Source organism: Bacillus sp. XF8, assembly GCF_017498755.1.
GTDB classification, from domain to species: domain Bacteria; phylum Bacillota; class Bacilli; order Bacillales; family Bacillaceae_G; genus Bacillus_A; species Bacillus_A bingmayongensis.
In genome coordinates this window covers 169,202-189,134 of sequence record NZ_JAGDQK010000019.1, presented here as the reverse complement: position 1 = coordinate 189,134, position 19,933 = coordinate 169,202, and the positions used below count along the sequence as shown (strand labels likewise).

Here is a 19,933-nt window from a genome sequence, read left to right as displayed (position 1 = left end):
AATAATTTCTTTATTAGCTCCTACTGTAACTACTTTTAAAGGTGCTAAATCTTTTTTGAAATATCTTCCTGAGTTTAATTCAGCAATTAAATACCCATATTCCCAGTCTGACATTGTATTAAATACATAAAGATAAACTGTTTTTGTTTGCATCCAATAACACTCCAATCACTATTGATATAGCTTATTATAATATAACTTCCCTGACAGATAACGTCAGGGAAGTTATATTACTTGATGAAATTTTATTAATTCCGATAGTTTTAATGAAGACTTATTGCACCATATGTCACCTCTAGGTTGGGAACATATTAATTTACTAGGAGAATACCATTTTAATTCGGAGAAAGTGGTCTCGTTAGATTCTTTAAGACCGCTGAAACTTTCTTAGCGTTGTTAAAAACGGTGGAATTGTCTTGAAAATGGGCTTACCGTTGTAAATACGCATTTTCCTGACCGTACCCTATTAAGATAAGAAATTAATTACCTTAACAGAAAATAGAACTGGTGCCCCTCACTTACGATTAAAAATTATATTGAATTTAGCTGTTATATAGAACAATTCATAAGAAGCTAATATTGTTTCTTCTAGATAACTGTCTTTTCTTCCACAGTATTGTTTCTATTCACTAAATTTAAGTAAAAATGAGATACTGTTGTATTGTAGTATGGAGAGATCCATAGATACGGGAGATTAAGAGTAAACATTCCCAAAAAAGAACCTAAAATAAACCATCCAATAAAGCTTAACCAAAGTATGAATAAATCTAATTTATGACCTTTCATCATTTCTTTACTTTTTTTAATTGCTTCACTTGCCGTATATTCTGGATTCTCTAACAAAATATAAAAAGCCATAGAATATGAGAAAAATTTTATAATACCTGGGATAATAAATAATAAACTCCATAAAAAGATAAGTATGGCCTGTAAGATACCTAACTTAATTGATCTAAATAAATTATTTTTTTTAAATCCTTCAAATAAATTACCAATTGTAGTAGATTCCTTTTTTGCTAAACGCAATGTAAAGTTATAATATCCGTAACTTATTACGCTTTGTACAGCAATATAAATAAAAAATATAATAGCACAAAAAATAAACAGAGACAATTCAGCAAAAAAAGTTGATGTTGTATCTGCTTCAGGTTCTATCAGGTCTAGAGATAAACCAAACATCACAAATACTAATAATCCAATAATATACATACCAATTGCAGGAATGACATAATGAAGAAATGTTGTTCCTACCCCTAATCCCCAGCGGCCTTTTAATGAAGATAAGGCTGCATTTTTTAAATCACTAATCACTTTAGTTCCACCCTTCAGAATTCTTTATCCCCTCATATATGAATTGCCATATAACATAGAGAATAATAACATTTTTTAGAAAATATATCCATTATATAATTTTATTAATCAAATAAATTACAATCTATCTTAAAACACGGAAGTGCTGATATGATTACAAAGCACTAGCACTCTAGCACTTCATGAAATAGTAAACTATCTAAAGCAATGATTAACAAAAAATGATTATGCTAGCAATTTTATTGCTGAACATAAATTTCGTATCTATCCAAATAAGGAACAAGAAATATTAATTGCTCGTTGGTTGCAGTTGCTTTGTATTTAATCGTTTTCTTGCTCACCTATAAAGTAACAAGAAAACGATTAACCTATCATTCTGTGGATTTGAAATAAAGTCGTACCGTTTATAAAAAAGATGTACCATACACATTCTTGCTCTACAGAGCTAACTTAATTAAAGAAGTAACATTAATAATTGCCTTTCAAATTTATAGATAGGCGATTATTGTATTTCTAAGAACAAAATTTAAAAACTTTAATATTTATACGGATCTTCAACTAAATATGTTTTTACAATGGTTTCAATATGCTCTCTTGTTTGCAATGTGTCAAAATGAAAAACTTTTGCATAGAATGATGTTCCTGTATTGATAAACTCTATACTAATTGTTTTGTTAGGTTTTTCCGCTTGCAATAAAGAAATTACTTTATAGATATCGTCGATTAACTGTGGATTTTTCTTATATTGCAACGTGTCATTTTTAAATTCTAAAGTAACTTCGTAACCCTTGCACTCTTCATTTTTTATATAAGTACAGGAAATGTCTTTGAATGCTACACGTTCATTTTCAACTTCTTTGATTTTTTCATGGTTATCCTTTATATATCAATGGAATAATGGATTAGAGATTGATACGACTGAAAGAATTTCATTCATACTCGTTCTCACTACTTTCCTTTCGAGCTTTTTGCCTGTTAAAAAACAAATTAATGAATAATAAAAAATCGCTTGGGGATTGACCTCAGGTGATTTTTGTATGATAACATGTTATACCATTTAAATTATCTGTATTCTTAACTGTATAAAAAAAGGATTGATCAAAAGATCAATCCTTTACTCTACTTCATTTAAGAAGAACAATGTTAAAACACCTGGTCCTGTATGTGCCCCGATTGCTGCTCCAATTGTATTGACAATAAATACTTCACAACCAAATTTTTCAGTAATTAATGCTTTTAGGGCATTCGCAGTTTCTAAATCATCACCATGTGTAATACCGATTGTTTGACCTTTCAGTTCTTTTCCTCGTTCTTCCATTATATCAACAATTCGGCCTAAAACTTTCTTTCTACCTCTAATCTTTTCAAGTGGTACAAGCTTTCCTTCTTCTACATTTAAAATTGGCTTAATATTTAATAAACCGCCAATAAATCCAGCTACTTTACTTAAACGACCGCCTCTTACCAGATACTGTAAATCAGCAACTGTAAAGATGTGCTCCATATGTTTTGTTAGAAAAGCAATACGGCTTAAGATTTCTTCTTTTGATGCACCCTCTTTCGCCATTTTGGCAGCCTCTAACACAACAAGACCTTGCCCAAGTGAAGCACACTTTGTATCGATAATTTCTAAATCTAAATCCGCATATGTTTCTTTTACTTCTTCTTTAATCACTACTGAAGATTGATATGTACCAGAAAGTTCCGATGAAAAAGCTAAATATATACAAGGTGTACCTAGCTTTGCATATGTAACAAATTTTTCTTGGAATGTTTCTAATGATGGCAGTGATGTTTTATACACTTCGCCTTCTCTCATCTTTTGCAACAATTGAGTTGATTCTAATGTTACTCCGTCTAAGTACTCTATTTCTGCTTCATCATATACACGGAGTGGAATTAAATCTATATCGTAAGCTTGCAGCAATTCTTTTGGTAAATCCGCCGCACTATCCGTAATGATTTTGACACTCATTTTTTTAAACCTCTATTCTATTATAAGTATACGAAAAAAAGAATAATTACCTTTAAATTATATACGTAAAACACTTGTGAAGAAAGAAAAAGTATTATTAGACTATTCTATATTCTATGCACGGAATGTTGAGAAATTAACTTCCTTATCAAATCAATTTCTTAAACGAGTTATATCTAATTGAATCAAGTACCATTATTTCATTACAAATCATTTTGTTTCTTATACAATAGAAATATCAGAATTTTTCAAGGAGTGTATTTTTATAAAAATAAAATTTGCTTCATTAGAGGATTTAGAATGGATTAACAGTCAATATAAATCAGTTGGATTTGTGCCAAGTGATTTAAAAAAAGATAAAGTGGCAATTGTGACATACAATGGAGAAAATGCAGGATTAGGACGTTTAGTATGTATTGATCAAAATACTATGGAGATGGGCGGTATTTACATACTTCCCCTATATAGAGGCAATAAATTAGCCGGAGAACTCGTTTCTTTTTTAGTACAAGAGGCAAAACAATCGGATGCATCTAATGTCTATTGTATCCCTTTTGAGGAACTTGCCGCTTTTTATAAAAAATATGGTTTTAAAGAAGTGAATACTGATCAAGAAACTGTTCATCCTACTATTTTAAATAAATATAATTGGTGTTTACAGGAATATGATAAAAATGTTTTGTTGTTTAAATTATAAGCATTTTTAAATCTAAACTTCATTTCATACCATTATTTTCTTCTTCAAAACAAAAAAGACAGCATGTACAATTATACATGCTGCCTTTTCATCTATGAACAATCCTTATATATTAGTGTTTATCCATCTGCTTTAGTGCTTTTTTAGGAATTTCATTTTGTTGGACTTCTTCATATGTTGAAATCCCTTTATATCCCTCACTATTTGGTTCATCAAATACATACACACGTAAAAAAGCATTTAGCTTTAAATTTTTATTAGCATCGAACTTAATATTCGTCTTATTTCCATCTTTATCATATGCAATTACGTTATACTCGTAACGCTTCCAAGTCGGATCGTCTTTATCTACCTGATATTCTTTTCCATTCTCCGTAATATGAACATACATTTTTTCTTTACCCCATTTTTGCTTCATTTCAGCTAAATCCCAATCAGAACCTAAAAAGGCATTCATTAAAAGACCTAATAATACGAGAAAAGCAATCAAAGTTATTAACAGTTTCTTCATGTTTTCAACCTCTAGTTTTAATAGTATGTGACACCTCGTATACTATCAGAAAGCTTTTGATCTATTTATCTATTTTTCTTACAAAAACCTTACACTTTTGTAATAAATTCGAACTGATTTTGAATTAGCGAGAATTTCCTTTGCTTTCACTGAATAGCACTTCTCCTACCCGAACTTTTGGATGGGAATATTATTATTGAGAATGATAATAAGGAAACAATTTCATGTTTCCACTAAAAAACGTTATAATAAACTGTAGCCTCTACGATTACGTTATAAAGGAGAATGAAACAATGGCTAAAATTAAAGTATATCAAGCAAAAGAAGAAAATATGGAAGCAGTAAAAAACATCATTGATGTGGAGGAGCAAAATCCGACTACTGCTGACTTGCAAAATCTATACGAGTGTGTATTAGATACAGAGGATATGGCATTGCCTGAATCATATATGGAAGAAGATATTTTAATCGATTCTATTGAAGTAATGGTAAACGTTTCTCAAAATAAATTAAGAGACCTAGGTACATACGATGTAATTGAAGTACAAAACAAAGGCAAAAAAACACAAATTTTATTATTAGCAGACGAAGAATACGAAGTAATCGAAGGCTAATTTATAACGTTACATACGAAAAACTCCTTTCTAATCTAGAAAGGAGTTTTTCATTTTCTATGCTTTTGATGTCTCTGCTTTTATATTTTCTTGTTGTTTCTTATATACCATTCGCTCATTCCCCATAAAGAAGATAAATACGAATGCTAAACCTGCTGGAACTAACGCCCACATAAATGTATGAACGATAGAACTCGAAAGTGCTTCAATAATTTTATCTAATATTTGAGGCGGAATTTGAGACCTTGTCCCTTCTGAAAGGATCGCTCTTGAATCTCCTAGCACATTGCTATTGATTCCGCTTCCCATTCCTTTAAACGCTTCTTTTAGTTGATCTTGAAAACCTGTTCTTTGAACCATACCAAAGATTGTAATTCCAAGTGTCATCCCTAATGAACGAACAAAGTTACTTGTTGAGGTTGCTGCCCCTCTCTGGTTCATACCGAAATTATGAATTGCAGCCATACTTAATACCGAGAATGAGAAACCTACACCAAAACCAATAATAATCATATAAATAGTTAACCATACACAGCTTGTTTCTGGTGTTAATGTGCTTAATAAGAACAATCCACCAAGCATAATAACAGATGAAATAATCATGATATTACGGTAACTTAACTTTGATGTTAAAAATCCACCTAACTGTGCTGTAACGACTGATCCTAACATCATTGGTAATAGTAATAGACCGGAATTCGTTGCAGACCCGCCATATACACCTTGAATAAATAAAGGAATATAGACAGTAGCTGACATAAAAGCAGCCCCGTAAAATAAGGCGATAATTGTACTCATCCCAAATAAACGTTGTTTAAACATTTCAAACGATATGATGGGTTCTGCCACTTTTCTTTCAATAAAAATAAACATAATCAGTAAAATAGCAAATGCCGCGAATAAACTTAAAATAAAAGTAGAATCCCAATCATACTTCTGTCCACCAAGTTCTAGTGCAAACATTAAGCAAACGACTGCACCAACTAATGTAATTGCACCAAACCAATCAATCTTTTGTTTTTGGTGAACGAGTGATTCTTTATAGAAGAATACAATAAAAATAAGTGATAGAATCCCTAACGGTAAGTTAATATAAAACACCCAGTGCCAGCTAATGTAGTCTGTAATATATGCACCAAGTAACGGACCGAAAATACTAGATAAACCAAACACTGCACCAAACAATCCACCCATTTTCCCACGCTTTTCGGGCGGAAAAATGTCAAAAACGATTGTAAACGCAATTGGAACGAGTGCTCCACCGCCAATACCTTGGATCGCTCGATAAATACCTAACTGTGTAATATTTTCTGCTGTACCACAGAGTGCCGAACCAATCATAAAAACAATTAAACCAAAAATAAAGAATCGTTTTCTACCATACATATCGGATAGTTTCCCAAAGATCGGCATACCCGCCATTTCTGCCACCATATATGCAGATACAACCCAAACAAAGTTTTCTAATCCACCTAAATCACCAACAATTGTTCCCATCGCTGTCACAACAATGGTATTATCCATTGATGCCATTAAAATCCCTAGCAATAAACCGGCAACTACAAAGCCAAGTTTACTATTCTTCGCAACCATATTTCTTGCTCTCCTTCTTACATCTATATATGTTTATGTTCTTTTACAACTGATTTTCCTTTTTGATTAAAACTCGTATGATATTCTACAACACTGATTTCACAACCAGGGCCAATAGTAACATTTTTTCCTCTTACTATTTCAGCTATTGTGTGTTCTAAATAAATTTCATCCCCTTCAATAATTGATGTTTGAAGATTACCAGTATGGCTTGTAAAGGGGATAAATCTAGCTTTTTTTCGTACGGTAATCTTTTTCCCACCAATTTCTCTGACTTTACTTCCTTCATAACGCAAGATAATGTTAATATTTTCAGCATTTAAAAGCCCTTCACTTTCAAGGCCACCAGCTAATAAAAGTTCTTCAACTTCAATATCTTTTTTTACTGTAAGACTACCTTTAATATCTACGAAGTTTCCAGATAGCTTGCCATTCACTTCAAGCATTCCGCGAATTTTGGTTTTGTTTATATGGCAATTATTCTGCACTTGTGTATTACCGTATATTTTCACATACTCAGCATGTAAACTGCCTTGCACTTCACTATCTCCATATACAATATAAGAATTTGTCGTCATATCCCCACGAACATCACTTGTTCCATAAGCTTTAAATTCATTACAATTCACATCATTTGAAATTGTTCCTTCGCCTCGAATTTTCACCTTATTGTAAGCTCCGCCAGATGAACTACCAGAACCATTCAAAGTTAGACTATTTCGCTTTTCCATTGCCATTCCTCTCTCCATAAAAAATTAAACTTGTTGAACTTCTTTTACTTTCGCGTTTTTATCAACAGTAAGAACTCCTGTATATTCAATAAGTCCAATCTCACAATTTGGGCCTACCGTAACATTGTTCCCTCTTACGGTTTGAATTTGTACGTAATCAATATCAATATTGTCACCTTCTAACAATTCAGCTTCTAAATGTGATCCAAATACCGTTTTAAAAAGTCTACTAAATGCTGTTGCTCTATGCCTTACTTTAATTGTTTGGCCACCTATTTCTTTTGCTCTACATGTACCGTGAATATCGATGTCAATTTCATCTGCACTTAGCAAGCCTCCGATTGTGAACTGTCCTTCTGACGAAAAGATATCTACTTCGCAATTACCGTCAATAGTCGCTTGCCCACAGATTTTAAGCTCTTCACCTTTCAAAGTACCACCAATTGTTCCTTTACCAGCAATTTTTAAATTGTTAGCCTTTACATCTTTTGTAATCGTTGCTTTTCCATCAATTCGCATGTTTTCAGTATCTACTTTCCCATCAACTTTGCCAGAACCGCTAATTCTTGTACGTTCACTTTTTAAATCACCATTCACATTACCTGACCCGTTGCATTCAAAATCATCGCAATCTATATTTCCATTAACAGTCCCTTTTCCATTTAACTGTACTTTATGAAACTCCCCACCATTAGAAGAACCATAACCATTTATAATTAATTTTTCTGATCGCATCATTTTTCCCCCACTACAATAGTTTTGATTTTAACGCTTCTGTATATTGCATGATTGCTAAACGTACGACTATCTTTGTTCCTTTTTCAAAAAGTAAATCATCTACATTTGAAACTAAGAAACATGTAGAAACACCAAGCTTTCGAACCACAACTAATTCGCTATTCTTTTGTTTCATGATTTCATAGTGCTCGCGCAGCACCTGCAAGACCATCTTGCCTTCTTCTAAACTAATTTCTCCAGATTGAAGTAATTCTTCTAAAATGTATACATAGAGAATTTCAACAAATTGAAATTCCACCGGTTTATTCGTTTGTTCTATAAAAAATTGCACAACCGGTTCTGAGGCAATGTCTTTTCGGATTATATCTTCTTTCGTTAAAGAAATCTCTGTTACACTTGGCGAAAACATATTCGCTAACTCATCTAGAGACAACTCCTCTTTCATCGTTTGAATTTTATCAATACGCTCTAATATCTTTTCTTTCGGAAAAAATGTTTCTTGCCCTGTAAAAGTCGATTTCCTGACAAACCAATCTTCTGGTATTAAATTCTTTCGTTTCCACCTATATAGTTGCCCGTATGAAATACCAGTCAGTTCCAATAAATCTTTTTTTGAAATTAAATCTGTACTCAACTGTATAACACTCCTTCCTAATAGCAATGTAACATAACACTGTTACGCTGTAAATGGTTGTTTATAAAAATATGCGTAACAATGTTCAAAGTCAAACTTTTATTCCATACAAAAAGGCCCTTTCGTACTCCATTAAATACCGAAAGAGCCCTTTTATATCAAGGTTTAAACCATATATGATAAAAATCAATCCATCCCTGAGAATTAATCCTTATATTTTGTACTTTTTCATGTGTACTTATGTGCTGTTTGTTACGATATAAAGGAATAATATGAAGATGACGTAACAATGTGTCCTCCACGTTGCGTAACAATGTAATTCGTTTTTCCATGTTAGCTTCTGTAAAGAACATCGTTAATTGTTCATTAAAATCAATAAGACTGTGCTGATAAATAAAACTATTTTTTGTAAGAAACATATGTAGAAAACTTAGTTCTATTTGTTCACTGATTGTAGCACTATCATGAATGATATCTGCTTGTTCAATTGTTTCCACTTGTAATAATTTTTGTGCATCGAGAAAATGTATTTCAATCGTAATTCCGTACTTTGCGCATTCTTTTTGAATCCACTTAGAATCTTCCACGTGATCTTGTTCTTTAAACGTATACAAATATAATGTCTCCCCACTATATTTGCTCTTTTGTAGAAGGGGATTGATATCCTCATTTATTCTCCAAGCTGCACGATTTCCTAGTAATAATTCATCCGCTGCCTCACCGCGTTCTCCCTCTAACTCATCTATCATTTTATTACTATGAATTATTTTATATAACGCTTGCCTGAATGTGATTTCTTGTAAAGGGCCTTGTTTTTTTGCATTTAACGTAACATATGTTACGTTTGATTCCATTTTAGAAAGTTCTTTATGAGGGCTCTCTATACCTTTATGCTCAGCCTTCATCAATACATCATATTCATCCATACTTTTCGGTACATTCCAAAGCTCAATTCGATCCAGAAAGGGCCGTTCACGAAAATACGAATTATGCGCTTCTAAGACAAAGATCGAATCATTATTTTCACGTAGTTTAAATGGTCCTGTTCCGCTTAAATTGTCTTCCTCATCTTTCGTTATAATAGAACATTGTTCTGAACCTAAAATATGTAATAATAATTTGTTTTCGGTATGTAAGTAAATCTCCACAACATGTTCATTTACAATATGGATTCTTTCAACATGTTGCAACATCCACACATACGGATTATCCTCTATATTCATAAATCTATCGAATGTGTAGGCAACATCGTGAGCTGTGAAACGTTTACCATTATGAAATTGCACACCTTTACGTAAATAAAAAGTCCACACTTTTTGGTCGTCATTATATTCCCAATGAAATGCAAGTCTCGGTTCTATTACATTTGTACTTCCGTTAACATATACAAGAGTGTCGTATACGTGTTTTATCATATGGCATTCTGAACGCAACGTAGCATAAACGGGATCCATAAAAATCTTCGGACTCATTTCAACTTGTAAACGAAGTACATCTTGTCTACCTTGGGTAGTTATTTCAATCTGATAACCAAATATTGAGTTTATCCAATTTTGAAATTGCTTTTGCAATGATGAAAAATACAAAATGTATTGCTCAACAAACTCTTTCCCGCCTTTTACATCCCCCTGTTTCGTTATCTCTTTCCCCTTTTCTAAAATTAAAGAAATAGGATCTTTTTGAAACGATAACTTTGACCGATTCCCTCTTCCGCGTCCTGGAAACCAACAAATCCAACCTAGCTCTTCTAATTTTTTTATAATAAATTTACTATTGCGATCGGTACAAAATAACGTTTCCGATATGTTTTGTAGTGATATTTCTATTTTTTCTTCCCCTGTTCTCCCTTTTCCATATTGGAGCCACAGCTGGACATACTGATCTAATATAACCATACCCATCCCCCTAAAAGGTGAAAAATTCTATTCTTTCATTCTACCCTTTTTCATTTCTTGCTTCTATCTTAAGATTTCCATATAGAAAGGAGGAAATAAAGAATGAATCATCTCATAAAACGTTATAGTAAACCAATCTGGATTCGATTATTGGGCGAGTTATTAACTAGAACAACTGAGGCTATGTTAGCAATCATTTTTATTGTACATGTCAATAAAGCATTAGAAGGTAATGTAATCCTTACAATGCTTCTGTTTGGATTACAACCACTTTCTGATATTGTGTTCACAATCATCGCTGGAGGCGTAACGGATCGCTACGGCAGAAAGAAAATTATGTTACTGGGATTGTTCGTGCAGGCAATTGCAATTGGCGGGTTTATTTTTGCTGCATCAGTCCCCTTCTTTGCTTTGTTATATGTGATGAATGGTATTGGCCGCTCCTTATACATTCCTGCTCAGCGTGCTCAAATTGCAGATTTAACTGCGCCAGAACAGCAAGCTGAAATATTCGCTGTTCTTCAAACAGTAGGAGCTGTTGGTGCTGTAATCGGTCCGTTAATTAGTGCCTTTTTTTATAGCAGTCATCCTGAATACTTATTTCTCATTCAAGCTGTAACTCTTAGTTTGTATGCCATTCTCGTATGGACACAGCTTCCGGAAACGGCTCCTATGATTCAAGCGAATAAAAAATCTACACAAGTAACAACGCGGAAGACATTTATCTTTAAGCACTATGCTGTATTTGGACTTATGTTATCTACTCTTCCGATTAGCTTTTTCTACGCCCAAATGGAAACAAATTATCGCGTATTTGCAGAAGATATCTTTCCAAATTTCTTATTCGTTCTTGCATTCATCTCAACTTGTAAAGCAATCATGGAAATCATACTCCAAGTTGGCCTTGTCAAATGGTCTGAACGATTTTCAATGCCCAAAATAATCGTGATTTCATATATTTGTTATACGTTGGCGGCCATTGGTTATGGTTATTCCACAACATTATGGTCGCTCTTCTTTACATTGCTTTTCCTTACAATTGGTGAAAGCATTGCTTTAAATCATTTACTCCGATTTGTTTCAGGAATCGCACCGAGTCACATGCGTGGATTGTATTTTTCTATTTACGGAATACATTGGGACATTTCTCGAACGTGCGGACCTGTTCTTGGAGCAGTTATATTAAGTCATGTAAGCGGCAGCACCTTATTCTATATTTGTGCTTGCTTATTACTAATCGGTGGAATCGTTCAAACTTACTTTGTTTATTCAGTAGAGCGGAACAAATCAAAAGAGCTGTCCTTATAACAGAACAGCTCTTTTTCTTATATCTATTATCCTGCCATATTATTAATACTGTCCTCTGGGGAGAATACAGAAATATGATCCACTTTGCCAGTAGAATTAGGGATAACAAATTTTAATTCAAATTGATCATTCGCTTTATAAATATATATTTTGTCATTCCCATTTACCTTAGTCGACATTGGTTTACCTAAAACTTTTTCGATTTCCTGTAAAGTAAGCGTTCGAAGTTCTGGATGGTTTGAACGAACGTCAAAAATTTGAGATCCTTTATTAAATCCAATGACAGCATTTTTACTCGTATAAGTAGCATACATGCCTTTACCTGCTGGCTCAGTTTTATCAGCTTCCCCCCATGCCTTTTCAACTTCTTCAATATCCCCTGTATGTGCAGCAAATGAAACATTTGGCACTTTTCCTTGTTTAGCTTGTTCTAATAAGTTCTTAATTTGACTACTTGTTTTTGAGTCTATGGATGAGTTTGATGGATTTTGTGGCTTTGATTCGGAATCTGTTGTTGTTGATTTATCTGAAGATAAGTTTTCATTTTTCTTTTCAGCTGAATCAGGAGAAGAATCCGGTTCCACTTCGGAAGTCTTCTCAGGTGTTTGCGTAGTTGGTTTCTGTTCATCAGAACCCTTGCAAGCTGTTAGAGCTAGCATACATATTAATACGAGAAAGCACGTTACCATTTTCATACGAGTTTTCATACTTGCAGCCTCCTAAGTTTTAGCACTCACCCTTGTATTCAATCCATTGCACTGCTTTTCGAACCGAATTAATATCATTTTACATCCTAAAAAAATCCTCTAACATATATTCCACTTCTCTCCTGAACGAATTTAATCCTCCATAAAATGAGACTTAAATCAATTAGGATTTGTAATTATCACTTACTGATTATGAACTCATACCTAGCAGACTTTTACAGACCGTTTATCTTCCGCCTAACTTCTTTTTTGCTGAAATTTAAGGTAACACGATAAAAATAAGACACGAATGTATGAAATGTATTCAAATTAAAAAGGCTGCCCTATTAAAGAGCAGCCCCGAATATGTAGTTATACTTCAATACTTTTTCCATCTTCAACGATATGATAAAGTAAATGAGCTAAATGATGAATCGGACCATATTCTTCCTCTTCTTCATCTGTTTCACCTTGGAACTCAAGATCATTTAAGTACAGCGCTAAAAATTGATAGAATAATTTCAAATCAAATCCGTAGCAAGCACTTGGTTCTTCGTGATCACCTTCATATTGCAACATTAAGTATTGTTCATTTCCTTCTGCATCTTCTGCATCAAAGAATACAAAGAAACCGACATTTGTATCTAAATCAAATAGATGACGAGTACCGTTTTCTGTTGCTTTATTGAAGTCTTCTTCACTTAATTTATGTACTGTTGTTGCTTTTGCATTGTCTTCTTGATGAAAGTTTACTGTAAATGATTTCAATGCTGACACCTCCTGATTGTATAACAATAGCATAACAGATTAGGACAGATAATACAAAATAGATCGCTTACAATTGTAAGCGATCTGCCTGATTTCACTTTCGCATCGCACGTAGTAATAAGCTGACGATAAAAATTAAAACAATGGCACCAATTAGCGCTGGAATAATTGCGTACCCTCCGATAACTGGTCCAAACGTACCCAACAATGATGTCCCAAGCCAAGAACCGATAATCCCAGCAATAATATTTCCAATTACACCACCAGGTATATCTTTACCAACGATTAAACTTGCCAACCATCCTAAAATACCTCCGACAATTAAAGACCATATAAATGCCATATCACTACCTCCTTCATTTTATAAAACAAAAATAATAATCCGAAATCATTGCTTATCATTAGTTATGTTACTTTTTCAATAAGTTATGCGTTAAATGCCACGTATTCCTTTTTATATAATTAAATTAATACAGTTTTGTACCCATTTAAAATAAATTATTTTTCCAATTCATATTATTCCTCGATAATATTATAGCCTTATCCCCTAAGAACGATCAGGCTTCAACATTGTTCTCATAAATTCTTTTTTTATGCTTGATAACTAAAATCGACAACGATTCTTTGTATAGACCTATTACCAAATCTTGTGGGTTTAACAATTTTTCTAAAATCTCCTACAATCCCAAGAATATCGAGTGGCATGTTTTATCAGCATACATTAAGGTAACTGCATCATTAGTGCCGAAATCTCCAAAAAAGATTATTTTTTATTAACTCGCCTCACTCCTCTTCATCATATTCTACTATTATTATTATGCGAAAAAGACAAGACGGTGAAACAGTAAAAAATAAAAAAGCCGCCTATTTACTGGCAGCTTCCATCTTTTTATATGACAGGTATGCTAATACGTTCTTACTTGCGTTATATTTTGGATTGTTTCCTTTTCTCGGCTCCCTGACATGTGTCTGTTCGAACCCAGGAATTTCAGGCATCCTCTCCAAAAATTCAACAATCTCTTTTTCAGTTCCCTCAATACGTACACGAATCATTGTTATTACTCCTCAATCCTCTATTTCTCTGTACTAAGTATAGCGTACTGAGAGAAGAGTGCAAGGAATTTATCTTTTTAGTGTAGCACTTTTCCGGCATACAAAAAGTGCCATCTCCGTATAAAATGATTCTACTTTATCATTTTTAATTTGTATGTTGAAAAAACTTTTCATTTCATTTGATGTTTTCATCATACAATCCGTTAATTTAGAACGTGTTTCTAATGGAACATCCATCATGTTACACCACCAATCAAAATCAAATTGTTTCTCAAATGTGTAACATGATTGCATTTGCAAACCATTTTTCTCTAATAATGAGATCCATTCTGTTTTTTTCAGCGCCCGCCTATGGCTCGGATCTCTCTTTTTCTCAATAAAGTTATAAAATGTATCGTATTCATTATTTTCAGGAGCGACATTATCAATTAATATAAATAATCCGTTTTCTTCTAATGCGCGATGTGCTTCGAAGATAAATTGTGAAGAATTTGAGAAATGATGCGCTGCAATACGACACACCACTGTATCAAACGATTCATTAGAAAATGGTAACTCCTCTGCATTGCCTGTAACAAATGTAACGTTATCATGTCCATTCGAACTGATGAATTCTTTCGCTTTTTGTAGCATCTCTTTTGTTACATCAAGAGCTACAACACTTTTAAATAATGGTGCTAGCGTATTCGCTACATGTCCGCCACCTGTAGCTATATCAAGAAGACGGGAGTTTTTATGATGTTGCACTTGCTGAATTAAATATTGTAAATCTGATCCTTTTGCATGAATTTGACTTTTGATATATTTTTCCGCATTACTACCAAACTGAGTCTTTACAAGTTCTTCATTACTCATTCTGGATCATCTTCTTTCTACATATATTTACATATTCTTTTCAGCAAGAATACATAAATATCCTCTTTTAACTAACCTCTGAAAAAGTCTTTTCTTTCTAAACGTAAAGAACAAAGTAAATCCCTTTATTCCTTCTTTATTCAATGAACTAAGAGCTCTATTCCCTTCTGATTTTCCTCTTGCTTCATATATTCATGTACATTCGTACTATATGCTTGTACGATAAAGGGAAGTGACAATACGAATAATTTTTTTAACACATTCTCTTCATACTCATTAACCCAATCCTTTGTCTCTACACAATGATTAAAAATCAATGTATCGAAACTCCCAAATTCAATTTCTGTTTTACCCACTCCCATTTCTCTTAATAATTCTTTACATAATAACGAGCGTCTATTAATAAAACGCGGAAAGTAATGCGCATAAATCATTTCACGGCACTTCTCTCTAATCATTTCTTCAAATTTTATATAGTATATTTCAATTCCTAAATAGAACGCTCCTCTCGTTTTCCCACTATACTCCCGCAAAAAATCTTCAATTGTATCATATGTATAATCTTCGTGTGTTTGATTCATATGTACCAAATTACCACTAGAGTTCACAATACATTTAGGGACTGATATGTAATAATAGACAACCCAAAAACAAAGTTTCGCTACTATTTCCTCTTCCTGCTCCTGTAAAAACTGATCAAACAATTTCTTAAAAAATGTTTGTATCATAGGTATCCCTCCCACATACATTTTAAAATTATTCCAATTTATTTTCTAATGTGTAAACTTTAATTTTCACCCTTATAAAAACAAAGTTTTACCCAAATCAAAAAGATTGAACTTTCATTATCAAACACGTAATATAGACTCTGACTCTAAAAAAGACGTTTGTAATTCATGTATTAAAAAGGAGGCTTTATATACGATTTTTTCTATTTTAAAAGACTGTGAGGTTTTGTTATGTGGCGTAATAAAAATGTCTGGATTGTTCTAATCGGTGAGTTTATTGCCGGGCTCGGTTTGTGGCTTGGAATTCTTGGCAATCTAGAGTTTATGCAGAAATATGTACCTTCTGATTTTATGAAGTCGGTTATTTTATTTATCGGATTATTAGCTGGTGTTCTTGTTGGTCCGATGGCTGGTCGTGTTATCGATCAATACGAAAAAAAGAAAGTCCTTCTTTATGCTGGTTTCGGTCGTGTTATCAGTGTTATCTTTATGTTCTTTGCTATTCAATATGAAAGTATCGCCTTTATGATTGCTTTTATGATTGCCCTTCAAATTTCAGCAGCCTTTTATTTTCCTGCATTGCAATCTGTTATCCCGCTTATTGTTCGTGAACATGAACTTTTACATATGAATGGTGTACATATGAATATTGGAACAATTGCTCGTATTGCTGGAACCTCACTAGGTGGTGTTCTTCTTGTCGTTATGAGCTTACAGTACATGTACGCATTCTCAATGGCAGCATACGCTTTACTATTCCTTTCGACTTTTTTCCTGAAATTTGAAGATCAAAAATCAAATACATCAAGTAAAAAAGCAGCGAAAGATAATAGCTTTATGGAAGTATTTCGGATATTAAAAGGAATCCCCGTGGCATTTCGGGCACTTATTTTAAGTATTATTCCCCTTTTGTTCATCGCTGGTTTCAATTTAATGGTTATTAATATTAGCGAAATGCAACATGATCCGACAATTAAAGGGTTTATTTATACAATTGAAGGTGTGGCTTTTATGTTAGGAGCTTTTGTAATTAAGCGTTTATCTGATCATTTCCCACCTGAGAAATTACTTTATTTCTTCGCCTTCTGTACTGCTTTTGCACATCTCTCACTGTTCTTTAGTGATGTGAAATGGATGGCACTTGTATCATTTGGTCTATTTGGATTTAGCGTTGGCTGTTTCTTCCCTATCATGTCAACAATTTTCCAAACAAAAGTTGAAAAAAGTTATCATGGACGTCTTTTCTCATTCCGTAATATGTTTGAAAGGGTAATGTTCCAAATCGTCTTACTTGGAACGGGATTCTTCTTAGATACAATTGGGTTGCAGTATATGGTGCTTATTTTTGGCGTAATTTCATTATTCATTATTTTTATGTCTTTATCAAAACAAAAGCAGACAAGTAAAAATACTTCCCAAGTATCGAACATGTAAAATCCATCTCAAAATTGAGATGGATTTTTCTCTTATTGTAAGATCTGACCTAAGTCTCCTGTTGTTATATTTCCACTATTGGCTTCATCTGTATCAATATGCATATCTAACGCGTACGAATCTTTCACACGAATTAACACTTGATTAAAAATCAATCCTCTATCTCCTTCTACTTTAACACTTACATATTGTCCATCTTTCACTTGAAATTTCTCAGCGTCTTGAGACGTCATATGTATATGGCGCTCAGCGATGATTACCCCTTTTTCAATTTCCAAAGAACCCTTTGGACCAATAAGAGTAATTCCTGGTGTTCCATCAATATTACCTGATGCTCGAATCGGAGCATCCACTCCTAACTTACGTGCATCTGTTTTTGAAATTTCAACCTGTGTAAACTTCCGAATAGGACCAAGAATACGGACCTTTGAGATTTCTGCTTTTTCAGTCTTAATCGTTACTGTTTCTTTCGCTGCAAACTCTCCTGGTTGTGAAAGTTTTTTTGCAACCGTTAGCTCGTATCCTTCTCCAAAAAGTTTTTCTAAATCTTCGTTTGTCAGGTGGATATGCCGATTTGATACGCCAATTGGAATCTGTTTCATCTTAAGCACCTCTTTATCTCATTATCAAATTCATATTTTTAGTATTACCTTCTTTTTCTATTTACACGACAATGTTTTGAACTACATATAAAAAATTGCAGCTTAAAAACTTAGTTTTATATTTTTATTAAAAAGTGATAAAATATAATTATGTGTTTTCAGAATAATAAAAGAATACACAAACTACAGAAATGAAAACACAGTTTTTAGGAGGGGTTTTGATGACTTATACGTTAGCAACCAGAATGAAAGCATTTCAATCTTCTATATTTAGTGAATTAGCAGCCTATAAAAAAGAAAAAATTGCAGCAGGTCACAAAATGATTGATTTAAGTATCGGCAATCCAGATATGCCTCCTGCTGATATTGTAAGAGAAGCTATGGTACATACCGCAAGCGGCAAAGAAAATTACGGTTATACTTTAACTGGTATTCAAGAGTTTCACGAATCAGTAACTGAATATTACAACAATAACCACAATGTCAAATTAGATCCAAACAATGAAGTTTTATTGTTGATGGGTTCCCAAGATGGACTCGTTCACTTACCTATGGTTTTTGCAAATCCAGGTGACCTTATTTTAGTACCTGATCCTGGATATACAGCATATGAAACAGGCATTCAAATGGCAGGTGCACAGCCTTACTTCATGCCTTTAAAAAAAGAAAATGACTTTTTACCTAACTTACAAGACATTCCTAAGGAAATTGCTAAACAAGCAAAAATGATGATATTAAACTTCCCTGGAAACCCAGTTCCAGCAATGGCACATGAAGATTTCTTCAAAGAAGTCATCGCCTTCGCAAAACAACACAATATCATTGTAGTGCATGATTTCGCCTATGCAGAATTTTATTACGATGGAAAGAAACCAATCAGTTTCTTATCTGTTCCTGGCGCGAAAGAAGTTGGCGTTGAAATTAATTCTTTATCAAAAAGCTACAGCTTAGCTGGTAGCCGCATCGGGTATATGATTGGAAACGCAGAAATTGTAGGTGCATTAACACAATTTAAATCGAACACAGACTATGGTGTATTCTTACCAATTCAAAAAGCTGCTGCAGTTGCTCTTCGTCAAGGTGACGCATACTGTGAAAAAAATCGTACCATCTATCAAGAGCGAAGAGATACTTTAGTTGATGGCTTTGCCTCTTTCGGTTGGCACGTTGATAAACCAGCTGGTAGTATGTTCATATGGGCTGAAATACCCAATGGTTGGACTTCATTAGACTTCGCTTATGCATTAATGGACCGTGCGAATGTCGTTGTAACACCAGGTCATGCTTTTGGGCCGCATGGTGAAGGATTCGTTCGAATTGCACTCGTTCAAGATAAAAAAGTATTACAACAAGTAGTTGAAAACATTAAGAATAGTGGAATCTTCTCCCAAGAAGAAGCAGTTACTTTAGTCAGAAATTAATTACTCTTCCCCTGCTTATCTTTAGCAGGGGATTATTATTTTTATTGGAAAGGATGGATCCGTATCAAATATTGGATTTGTTTTATCGTTGCTGTTTCAATTACTGGATTTTCTTATTTCTTATCTGATTACACATTGTTCAACCGTTTAGAATTGTAGCAACCTTTTTTTATTGGCCTTGCAGTTGTTTCAGCAGGCGCTCTTACTGAAAAATTGAATTCACCGATGTGGCTTATTATTGTCATACCTTTCCCAATCGGAATCACTCTATTGCTTTCTTTTCTGCAGTGGGATGGTATACTTTGGTTATCTACATACGGATTAACACTTTTTTACTACATTATTTTTCATATTTTCTTAAGTTATGTGTTCAAATTCG

Annotated in this window: 22 protein-coding genes and 2 pseudogenes; 6 read left to right on the top strand and 18 right to left on the bottom strand. The window is 33.5% G+C overall.

Going from position 1 to position 19,933, the window contains the following annotated elements; all coding sequences use genetic code 11:
- A pseudogene (locus J4P91_RS13185) lies at nucleotides 1-153 on the bottom strand (glutamine amidotransferase); the annotation flags it as partial.
- 435 nt (nucleotides 154-588) lie between these two features.
- Nucleotides 589-1,311: a DUF975 family protein gene (locus tag J4P91_RS13175; RefSeq protein WP_207994488.1), complete on the bottom strand. Its 723-nt coding sequence runs from the start codon at nucleotides 1,309-1,311 to the stop codon at nucleotides 589-591.
- Between the two features lie 241 nt (nucleotides 1,312-1,552).
- Between J4P91_RS13175 and J4P91_RS29720 the strand changes: the two genes are divergently transcribed.
- Nucleotides 1,553-1,636: a helix-turn-helix domain-containing protein gene (locus J4P91_RS29720; protein ID WP_207994501.1), complete on the top strand. Its 84-nt coding sequence runs from the start codon at nucleotides 1,553-1,555 to the stop codon at nucleotides 1,634-1,636.
- Between the two features lie 210 nt (nucleotides 1,637-1,846).
- On the opposite strand, the gene J4P91_RS13165 is transcribed toward J4P91_RS29720, so the two are convergent.
- Entirely contained in the window at nucleotides 1,847-2,062 is a 216-nt protein-coding gene (locus J4P91_RS13165) for a hypothetical protein (RefSeq protein ID WP_207994487.1), read from the bottom strand.
- 363 nt (nucleotides 2,063-2,425) lie between these two features.
- Complete coding sequence (locus J4P91_RS13160) at nucleotides 2,426-3,286, bottom strand: DegV family protein (protein WP_207994486.1); 861 nt, start codon at nucleotides 3,284-3,286, stop codon at nucleotides 2,426-2,428.
- A gap of 265 nt (nucleotides 3,287-3,551) precedes the next feature.
- Between J4P91_RS13160 and J4P91_RS13155 the strand changes: the two genes are divergently transcribed.
- Nucleotides 3,552-3,983, top strand: a complete 432-nt coding sequence (locus J4P91_RS13155; RefSeq protein ID WP_374192043.1) for a GNAT family N-acetyltransferase — start codon at nucleotides 3,552-3,554, stop codon at nucleotides 3,981-3,983.
- A 112-nt stretch (nucleotides 3,984-4,095) separates the two neighbouring features.
- Here J4P91_RS13155 and J4P91_RS13150 read toward each other — a convergent pair whose 3' ends face one another.
- A complete protein-coding gene (locus J4P91_RS13150) occupies nucleotides 4,096-4,494 on the bottom strand; it encodes a YxeA family protein (RefSeq protein ID WP_207994485.1) in 399 nt (132 codons plus the stop codon).
- 293 nt (nucleotides 4,495-4,787) lie between these two features.
- On the opposite strand from J4P91_RS13150, the gene J4P91_RS13145 reads away from it, so the two are divergent.
- On the top strand, nucleotides 4,788-5,108 hold the full coding sequence (locus J4P91_RS13145; protein WP_017151977.1) for a hypothetical protein: 321 nt from the start codon (nucleotides 4,788-4,790) through the stop codon (nucleotides 5,106-5,108).
- 57 nt (nucleotides 5,109-5,165) lie between these two features.
- Here the strand turns inward: J4P91_RS13145 and J4P91_RS13140 are convergent, their stop codons facing one another.
- The 5 genes from J4P91_RS13140 to J4P91_RS13120 form a co-directional block, all read right to left on the bottom strand.
- Nucleotides 5,166-6,701, bottom strand: a complete 1,536-nt coding sequence (locus J4P91_RS13140) for an MDR family MFS transporter (protein WP_207994484.1) — start codon at nucleotides 6,699-6,701, stop codon at nucleotides 5,166-5,168.
- Between the two features lie 23 nt (nucleotides 6,702-6,724).
- Nucleotides 6,725-7,432 (bottom strand): cytoplasmic protein, encoded by a 708-nt coding sequence (locus tag J4P91_RS13135; protein WP_207994483.1) that lies wholly within the window; start codon nucleotides 7,430-7,432, stop codon nucleotides 6,725-6,727.
- A gap of 24 nt (nucleotides 7,433-7,456) precedes the next feature.
- The gene (locus tag J4P91_RS13130) at nucleotides 7,457-8,167 is read right to left on the bottom strand and encodes a polymer-forming cytoskeletal protein (protein WP_207994482.1); all 711 of its coding nucleotides are present in this window, start codon (nucleotides 8,165-8,167) and stop codon (nucleotides 7,457-7,459) included.
- Between the two features lie 13 nt (nucleotides 8,168-8,180).
- Nucleotides 8,181-8,804 carry a YhbD family protein gene (locus J4P91_RS13125; protein ID WP_207994481.1) on the bottom strand — a complete coding sequence of 208 codons (624 nt, stop codon included), beginning with the start codon at nucleotides 8,802-8,804 and terminating at the stop codon, nucleotides 8,181-8,183.
- Nucleotides 8,805-8,962: 158 nt separating this feature from the next.
- Nucleotides 8,963-10,705, bottom strand: a complete 1,743-nt coding sequence (locus tag J4P91_RS13120) for an SgrR family transcriptional regulator (protein WP_243763836.1) — start codon at nucleotides 10,703-10,705, stop codon at nucleotides 8,963-8,965.
- A 96-nt stretch (nucleotides 10,706-10,801) separates the two neighbouring features.
- Here J4P91_RS13120 and J4P91_RS13115 point away from each other — a divergent pair, with 96 nt between their 5' ends.
- A complete protein-coding gene (locus J4P91_RS13115) occupies nucleotides 10,802-12,007 on the top strand; it encodes an MDR family MFS transporter (protein WP_207994479.1) in 1,206 nt (401 codons plus the stop codon).
- A 26-nt stretch (nucleotides 12,008-12,033) separates the two neighbouring features.
- Here J4P91_RS13115 and J4P91_RS13110 read toward each other — a convergent pair whose 3' ends face one another.
- From J4P91_RS13110 to J4P91_RS13085, 7 genes and pseudogenes are all read right to left on the bottom strand, one after another.
- On the bottom strand, nucleotides 12,034-12,714 hold the full coding sequence (locus J4P91_RS13110; RefSeq protein WP_207994478.1) for a YjgB family protein: 681 nt from the start codon (nucleotides 12,712-12,714) through the stop codon (nucleotides 12,034-12,036).
- A gap of 351 nt (nucleotides 12,715-13,065) precedes the next feature.
- Nucleotides 13,066-13,461 carry a hypothetical protein gene (locus J4P91_RS13105; protein ID WP_017151969.1) on the bottom strand — a complete coding sequence of 132 codons (396 nt, stop codon included), beginning with the start codon at nucleotides 13,459-13,461 and terminating at the stop codon, nucleotides 13,066-13,068.
- A 94-nt stretch (nucleotides 13,462-13,555) separates the two neighbouring features.
- Entirely contained in the window at nucleotides 13,556-13,804 is a 249-nt protein-coding gene (locus J4P91_RS13100) for a GlsB/YeaQ/YmgE family stress response membrane protein (RefSeq protein WP_207994477.1), read from the bottom strand.
- 317 nt (nucleotides 13,805-14,121) lie between these two features.
- Nucleotides 14,122-14,228 (bottom strand): annotated as a pseudogene (locus J4P91_RS29715) (nucleoside hydrolase); the annotation flags it as partial.
- A 97-nt stretch (nucleotides 14,229-14,325) separates the two neighbouring features.
- The gene (locus J4P91_RS13095) at nucleotides 14,326-14,514 is read right to left on the bottom strand and encodes a YvzF family protein (protein WP_017151967.1); all 189 of its coding nucleotides are present in this window, start codon (nucleotides 14,512-14,514) and stop codon (nucleotides 14,326-14,328) included.
- A 69-nt stretch (nucleotides 14,515-14,583) separates the two neighbouring features.
- Complete coding sequence (locus J4P91_RS13090) at nucleotides 14,584-15,369, bottom strand: class I SAM-dependent methyltransferase (protein WP_207994476.1); 786 nt, start codon at nucleotides 15,367-15,369, stop codon at nucleotides 14,584-14,586.
- A 140-nt stretch (nucleotides 15,370-15,509) separates the two neighbouring features.
- Nucleotides 15,510-16,097, bottom strand: coding sequence for a hypothetical protein (locus J4P91_RS13085; RefSeq protein WP_207994475.1), 588 nt, complete (start codon nucleotides 16,095-16,097; stop codon nucleotides 15,510-15,512).
- Between the two features lie 231 nt (nucleotides 16,098-16,328).
- On the opposite strand from J4P91_RS13085, the gene J4P91_RS13080 reads away from it, so the two are divergent.
- Nucleotides 16,329-17,531, top strand: a complete 1,203-nt coding sequence (locus J4P91_RS13080; protein WP_207994474.1) for an MFS transporter — start codon at nucleotides 16,329-16,331, stop codon at nucleotides 17,529-17,531.
- Nucleotides 17,532-17,563: 32 nt separating this feature from the next.
- On the opposite strand, the gene pduL is transcribed toward J4P91_RS13080, so the two are convergent.
- The gene (gene pduL / locus J4P91_RS13075) at nucleotides 17,564-18,133 is read right to left on the bottom strand and encodes a phosphate propanoyltransferase (RefSeq protein ID WP_207994473.1); all 570 of its coding nucleotides are present in this window, start codon (nucleotides 18,131-18,133) and stop codon (nucleotides 17,564-17,566) included.
- Nucleotides 18,134-18,354: 221 nt separating this feature from the next.
- On the opposite strand from pduL, the gene J4P91_RS13070 reads away from it, so the two are divergent.
- Complete coding sequence (locus J4P91_RS13070; protein ID WP_207994472.1) at nucleotides 18,355-19,554, top strand: LL-diaminopimelate aminotransferase; 1,200 nt, start codon at nucleotides 18,355-18,357, stop codon at nucleotides 19,552-19,554.
- The last annotated feature ends 379 nt before the right edge of the window (nucleotides 19,555-19,933 follow it).